General features: G+C 69.0%; 5 protein-coding genes. 3 read left to right on the forward strand and 2 right to left on the reverse strand.

Features of this window, described 5'->3' with window-relative positions; genetic code table 11:
- Positions 1–1,109, forward strand: a 1,109-nt coding sequence (locus tag BGO15_RS13225; RefSeq protein WP_286748416.1) for a DUF3459 domain-containing protein, incomplete at its 5' end; no start/stop codon positions are given.
- Between the two features lie 28 nt (positions 1,110–1,137).
- Here BGO15_RS13225 and BGO15_RS13230 read toward each other — a convergent pair.
- Complete coding sequence (locus BGO15_RS13230; protein WP_286748417.1) at positions 1,138–2,601, reverse strand: HNH endonuclease; 1,464 nt, start codon at positions 2,599–2,601, stop codon at positions 1,138–1,140.
- A gap of 141 nt (positions 2,602–2,742) precedes the next feature.
- Positions 2,743–3,474, reverse strand: a complete 732-nt coding sequence (locus tag BGO15_RS13235) for a glutamine amidotransferase-related protein (RefSeq protein ID WP_286748418.1) — start codon at positions 3,472–3,474, stop codon at positions 2,743–2,745.
- Positions 3,475–3,604: 130 nt separating this feature from the next.
- Between BGO15_RS13235 and BGO15_RS13240 the strand changes: the two genes are divergently transcribed.
- Both BGO15_RS13240 and BGO15_RS13245 read left to right on the forward strand, forming a co-directional pair.
- The gene (locus BGO15_RS13240; protein ID WP_286748419.1) at positions 3,605–4,267 is read left to right on the forward strand and encodes an RNA polymerase sigma factor; all 663 of its coding nucleotides are present in this window, start codon (positions 3,605–3,607) and stop codon (positions 4,265–4,267) included.
- On the forward strand, positions 4,257–4,724 hold the full coding sequence (locus BGO15_RS13245; RefSeq protein ID WP_286748420.1) for a hypothetical protein: 468 nt from the start codon (positions 4,257–4,259) through the stop codon (positions 4,722–4,724). The genes BGO15_RS13240 and BGO15_RS13245 overlap by 11 nt, the downstream gene beginning before the upstream one ends.
- The last annotated feature ends 147 nt before the right edge of the window (positions 4,725–4,871 follow it).

Genomic DNA, 4,871 nt, shown 5'->3' on the forward strand with positions numbered 1-4,871 from the left:
ACGGGCTGCGTCTGGACGCCGTGCACGCGTTGCACGATGACGGACCGGTGCACATCCTGCAGGAGATCGCCGAGGCGGTGGACGCCCTCTCGGCCCACCTCGGCCGGCCTTTGACGCTGATCGCGGAGTCCGATCTCAACGAACCGCGACTCATCCTCCCGCGGGAGGCGTCGGGCTACGGCCTGCACGCCCAGTGGAGCGACGATTGGCACCACGCGGTGCATGTGGCACTCACTGGGGAGACGACCGGCTACTACGAGGACTTCGCAGCGCCCGACGCGCTGCCGAAGGTCTGGGCTCACGGCTTCTTCCACGACGGCACCTTCTCGTCCTTCCGGGGGCGTACGCACGGGAGTCCGATTCCCAGCGAAGTCCCCGCGTGGCGCCTCGTCACGTTCGCGCAGGACCACGACCAGATCGGCAACCGCGCCGTGGGCGACCGACTGAGCCAGACGCTTTCGTATGGCCGCCTGGCGATCGCTGCGGTCCTTACACTGACGGCACCCGGGACGCCGATGCTCTTCATGGGAGAGGAATGGGGAGCGTCGACCCCGTGGCAGTTCTTCACCTCGCATCCGGAACCCGAACTCGGTGATGCCACGGCCAAGGGCCGCATCGCGGAGTTCGAGCGGATGGGCTGGGACCCGGCCGTTGTTCCCGATCCCCAAGACCCCGAGACGTTCCACCGCTCGAAGCTGCGCTGGGACGAGGTGGGCACCGGTGAGCACGCGAGACTCCTCGGTCTGTATCGGGAGCTGGCACGCCTCCGCCGTGAACGCCCCGAGCTGACCGATCCCTCGTTCGGCGATCTGTCAGCCGAGGTGGTCGACGCGGACGCCGCTCCGGACAGTCGGAGGTTCGTGTTGCACCGGGGGCCGCTGAGGGTCATCGTGAACCTCTCCGACGCTGCATGGACGGTGCCGGTCAAGGGCGGTGATGTGCTGCTTCTGTCGACGCGGTCGCGCACAGCCGACGGCGATTCGTCTGAGGATGACGCGCGGGTCTCCGATAGTCCCGCCGCGCCAGGTGCGGGAGCGAACCACACCTCCGCCCGAGGGCAGCTCATCGTGCCCCCTGACGTTGCGGTCATTCTCGGCCCGGCCGTGTAGCGGGTTCGCTTCCCTCCCCTCAACGGCATCATGCAGCACCCCGATAGTCGAACCGCTGCCGGCCGCCGAGCCGCGGACGTCGGTGCGCGTCGATGCGGGCGGGAGGGATGAACCACACCGTCCCGCCCGTGACGTCGCCCGAGGGGGGAGGCTCGATCCGGATCTCCCACTCGTCCGCGTGGATCCGATGGTGACAGGACGTGCACAGCAGGATCAGGTTGCCGAGATCGGTCCGACCCCCGTGCGAGCTCCACCACAGGATGTGGTGTCCCTCGGTGAACTGCGGAGGAGCGCCACAGAATGCGCATCCCCCGTCGCGTTCGACCAGTGCGAGCTTCTGCGCGCGGGTGAAGAGGCGGCGCGTGCGGCCGAAGTCGAGTATCTCGCTCTCGCCGCCGAGCACGCAGGGGATGACCTCCGCGTCGCCGGCCATGCGACGAGCCGTCCCCGCATCGATCGGCTGAGCGATCCCGTCGATGGTGGCGACGCCGATTCCTGACGTCAGCGCGTCGAGCGGAATTCGCACCACGACGGTCGTGTTGGCGAGCTGCGGCACCTCGTCGCAGCCGAGAGCGTGGCGGCAGACATCCACCAGTGCGTCCGCCCGCAGCTGCGGCATCGACCGCGTCTCCGGCGTCTGCTCGGAGGAGCAGGCGTCGAGGGGCTCCCCCGTCCGGCCCACGACTCCTCCACCCCACTGCTGGGAAGCGTTCGCACCACGGTGAGCGCGGAGGTGACCGCCGACGATCGCGTCGATCACCGCTCTCACCGGGGCTGCCGACTCCGGGTCCAGGCGGGCGATGAGCGACAGCATCCCACCCTGCTCCTCGCGGACGTGGAGCGACCGCTGCGTGCGGAGCTCGTCGATCTTTTCGGGAAGACGGTCGGGAACGAGCCACGCCTCGGCGCGCCGGAGCATCGTGGACAGCTCGGTCAGCGACAGCGTCACGGCCTGCTCGGTGATCTCTGCCTCGACCGCGATGAGACGCGCGCGATCGACGTGCACGGCGACCTTCTCGAGCAACTCGGTGATCGAGGCCGCCGCGGACAGGCTGAGACGTCCTGCGCGCAGAGCTTCGGCGACATGCGCGTGGCGCGGTGCCGTGCGCTCGCCCGTGAAGGTCATCCGCCCCGCCATGGCCTCCCCCACCTGAATCAGCCGCGCGGCGTCGCCGGGATGGCCGCCGGTCGCAGCGGCCAGGAGACGGGCCGGGCTGCGATGACCCGCTCTGCGGGAGAGGCCATCGCTGCCGAGCTCGGGACGGGATCGCGCGGCGATGGCGGCAGCCACGTGAGCGTGGACCGCCTCGACGTGCCGCCGCAGATCGCAGAGTGCGTCGTTGACCGCGAGGATCCCACCGTCGGTCATCTCGGCGGCGTCGTCCTCTGCGCGACTGCCCGGCATCGCTCCGCCCAGAGCAGCGACCCATACGGCGCCCACGGCTTCGGACGCAGCGGTCAACGATGCGAGAGCCTTCGCTGATTCGTCCATATATTCGATACTAAACACGGCGGCGGACATCGCTCTTCATCGGCGAATGCCCTGTGGATATCCTGTCATCGAGTCGCACCAGATGACACTATCGAATCTATGTTCGATAACCTAGAGGGTCCGATGGCACTCAGCGAGATGTCAACGGTCGAAGCGCCGAGCGAACTCCCGCAGGAGGCGCGGCGGCTCCGTCAACGAAGCCGCCAACACGCGCCCGGCCACGACGTCATAGTCCTCCGAGGCGAAGTACCCGTCGTCGCGGTAGACGGCCATACGCTCCGCGAACGCCTCTGCCGTCGGCTCCGGATGGAACTGCGTCGCATACAGATGGTCTCCGTACCGATAGGCCTGCACGGGGCAGGGCTCGTTGGTGGCGAGGAGGACGGCACCTGGGGGAGGAGTCGCCGAGCCTTCCTTGTGCGCCGTCAGCGCCGTGAAGCGCGTGGCCAGCCCGCCGAAGATCGGGTCGCGCTCCCCGTCCGGCGTGAGAGAGACGGTGGACGGTCCGGTGTCCTCGGGGTGCGCGCGGCTCAGCTCGCCGCCCAGCGTGCGCGTGGCGACGCCGATTCCGTAGCAGGTGAACAGCACCGCCGGCCCGGCAGGGTCCGCGGCAGCCGTCGCCAGGCGATCCAGCTCGGCCTCCAGCCGTCGCTGCGTCTCGGTCTTCGACGATTCCGGGTCGGTGACGTTGAACGGGCTTCCGCCGACGAAGAAGCCCGAGTAGCGGTCGAACGCGTCGGCGGGAAGCGGATCGCGGACGAGATCGTGGGTGTGGAGCTGCCCCTGTTCCAGACGCGCAGCGGTGCGGAACGACTCGTACTCGGCGATCGCGGCGCCCTGCTGAGGACGGACGCACACGTACAGCAGGGTCATGGCGCGATTCTAGGCGCCCCGTATTCGCGCACGAAACGGGGGCGTCGGAACCTCTCATGGCGCCCGAACTCGCATGATGTATCAGACGCAGACGTTGCCGCTCCCTTCAGGTGTGGACACAATGGGCGCTATGACCGATGTCGATCGGTCGGATCCGCGCGACGACGTCCCCGCTCCCGGGGGGATGTCCGCGGCGGAATCCGATGGCGTGAGCGAGCCGACCCGCTGGGAGCGCGCAGCCGACCTCTTCGCGCGCTGGCGCGAGGGCGACAGCCGCGCGATGGACCAGCTCGTCCGCCTCATGACGCCCGTGCTGTGGCAGGTCGTCCGCGCATACGGCTTGGACCACGCCCTGGCCCAAGACGTCGTGCAGACGACGTGGCTGACTCTCGTGCGTCGGCACGAGACGATCGTCGAGCCCCGAGCGATCTCGGGGTGGCTCACGACCTCCGCCCGTCGCGAGGCCTGGAGAGTGGGGAAACTCCAGCGTCGCGCCGATCCGACGGAGGCGGAGGCGCTCGAGCCGCATCTGCCGATGCACGAGTCCGCGGAGCACACGGCGGCGCAGAGCGACGAGGCGCGTCGGCTCTGGGCAGCCGTGGCTCGGCTCAACGATCGATGCCAGCGGCTGCTGCGCGTCGTCGCGTTCGACGAGCGACCGGATTACGCCCGGATCGCACAGGATCTGGCCATGCCGGTCGGCTCCATCGGACCGACCCGCCAGCGATGCCTGGGCAAGCTCCGCGTCCTCGTAGAGGGCGATGGATGGGGGGAAGGAAATCATGGAGACTGAGGACTTCGCGGCCGATGCCGCGCTCTTCGCGCGACTGCGAGCCGTGTGGGAGGAGGTCGACCCTGTGCCGGTCGATCTCGTCGACCGCATGGTGGCCGCCGTCGCCGTCGAAGACCTCTCTCGCGAGTACGCGCTGCTGACTCTCGTGGAGAGCGAGCTGGCGAACACGCGCGGGGAGACCGACACGCTGACGCTCCAGTTCAGCGACGGCGACACGAGTGTTCTGCTGCACGTGTCCGCCACCGAGAGCGGAGAGCACCGGATCGACGGATGGGTGGATGCTGCGGCACTCGCGGTCAAGCTCACGCAGGGTGATCGCGAGTGGAACGCGGACCTCGGCGATCATGGCCGGTTCTCGTTCGACGCGGTGCCGTCGGGCGTGGCTCGAGTGCGTCTCGTCGTGCGTGACGGCGATCTCGGCCTGCGAGAGTTCCAGACCCCGCAGTTCGAAGTGTGACCGTCATCGACGAAGGATCGACCGCGGTCGGACCCGGGGTCGACCGTACATGCCCCGGCAGGAGTCGGGGCCGAGGATGCCGCGTCCCCCCGCGGCGTGAGGAGACACCATGACTGACCTGCCCCCCGGCTCGGGTTCGGACGAGCC

The sequence above is a fragment of the Microbacterium sp. 71-23 genome (genome assembly GCF_001897265.1).
GTDB lineage: Bacteria > Actinomycetota > Actinomycetes > Actinomycetales > Microbacteriaceae > Microbacterium > Microbacterium ginsengisoli.